We start from the raw sequence: 1578 nt of genomic DNA, 5'->3' as shown, positions 1-1578 counted from the left end.
TCACCGGACATTCCCAAACATTGCAGCAGACCAACCACCAGTTGGATCAAACCGCGCGAAGGTGCAACATGTCGACCAAAGTTTGCGACAAAGCCATCGGTCATCGATCGCCGGAGCCTGAAATGCCTCGATCAGATAAGCGGTGGCAGGTGTTCCGCGACCAAGCGGCTGAACAATCGATCCGATATGCGCCTCGATAGCTCCGATGTCTCGAGCGGCAATCGGAACATGCAGGCAGTCCGGCAACCCAAAACGTCTTCGAGCTATGTCCTTTGCGACAGGATCAATCAGAGGTCTCCTCAACGATGTTAAACACGTCACCTGAATTCAGGTTCTTCACTCGAGTGACCGCTACCCCATCCCAATAATAAGAAAAATGTTGACCCTGCGTCGGGATGCCAGCGATGTCCGGCCAGAACAGCGCAACGGCATGCCCCTTCGGATATCGGACGCTGGTGTAGACGATGCCGTTTGAACTTTCATCACGAAGTTCAAACGCCAGGGATTGCGAAGCAGTATAGTTATCCTTGTCGTAGACCGCGTCCTCCAGGGAGACTCCTGTGAGATCGTGCAAGTCGGCATCAAGAGTGCCCACTAACTCCCGAAAGTCTGAAACCCAGCCCGGTTCCTCAGACGTCGCCGCCATGAATCTCCCATGGTGATGCATCGTCTCAAAGAGCGCGACCTCAACACGGTCACCGGCGTAATAGACGCCGTATGACCCATCGGTGAACCGGCTCGGTCGGTCTGTCGATGTGTGCGTGAAGGGCGCCATGGCCCAAGAGGCACCTGCCCCCGCAACGCGGCGATCTTCCGGAACAAGATCGAGCATGCCGACACTCTCGGCGACGCGCGGATTGGTCTTGGCCTCGGCAGAGAAAATTGCATCCCAGTCAGCGGGATCAGCGATGTCTTCAAACAGGTCGATAGGCGGAAAGCGCGACCGGATGATGCGATGCGTTGTGGACCAGGTAACGCGGGTGACGTCAGGCTGCACGAGGGTCAGCCGCCTCGAACGTTGTCGAGATATCGACGAACACGCATAATATCGGTGAGTTCTCCGCCCAGCATCACATCGAGTGCCGGCGTTTCGCCAAACGCCTCATTGGGACGTTTGACCCATCCGTAAGCGCGATCAGCATCTGTGAAGATGATCCGGAGCGCTTTGTGAATGCCCATCAAGTTGGACAGCCGTGATTTTAGATCACGCGGGATACGACCGATGTCGCCGGCTTTCCAACGGGCCCAGGTACGTGCTGACAGACCGCCCAGAAGAACAGCGGCTTGCGCATCGGTGATGTCCCACTTGGCAAAGAGATTCACGACAGCGCGAGCCATGGCTGCACCCTCGGCATCGGAGACTTCCGGTACAGCGGGCTGATATGCTGTTTTCTCAACGAGTTGCAACTGTGGCATGACGAGCTCCCAGAGTTGTCATTTGGCATAATATAGGTAATTTTCTGCCAAATTGCAACCCAACAGCTACCAGCGTAACGATAACTGGAAATTATCCGTGCCCCAAAAACGTTATTTTCTTGGGCTTCACATCGGACATGACCGTGCGATTACAGTAGCCGA

2 protein-coding genes are annotated in these 1578 nt (G+C 55.4%); both read right to left on the bottom strand.

Annotated features, from left to right (window positions below; genetic code table 11):
* Window positions 1-283: 283 nt before the first annotated feature.
* Complete coding sequence (locus BLU89_RS21030; protein WP_074739703.1) at window positions 284-997, bottom strand: RES family NAD+ phosphorylase; 714 nt, start codon at window positions 995-997, stop codon at window positions 284-286.
* A gap of 5 nt (window positions 998-1002) precedes the next feature.
* The gene (locus BLU89_RS21025) at window positions 1003-1416 is read right to left on the bottom strand and encodes an MbcA/ParS/Xre antitoxin family protein (RefSeq protein ID WP_074739701.1); all 414 of its coding nucleotides are present in this window, start codon (window positions 1414-1416) and stop codon (window positions 1003-1005) included.
* Window positions 1417-1578 lie beyond the last annotated feature (162 nt).

The sequence above is a fragment of the Ruegeria halocynthiae genome (genome assembly GCF_900106805.1).
Taxonomy (GTDB): Bacteria; Pseudomonadota; Alphaproteobacteria; order Rhodobacterales; family Rhodobacteraceae; genus Ruegeria; species Ruegeria halocynthiae.
The sequence above is the reverse complement of the archived record's forward strand: the minus strand, read 5'-3'. Positions and strand labels throughout refer to the sequence as shown.

Coding starts and splice junctions, on each gene's coding strand:
- BLU89_RS21025 (WP_074739701.1), bottom strand. CDS start 1,416: ATGCCACAGTTGCAACTCGTTGAGAAAACAGCATATCAGCCCGCTGTA.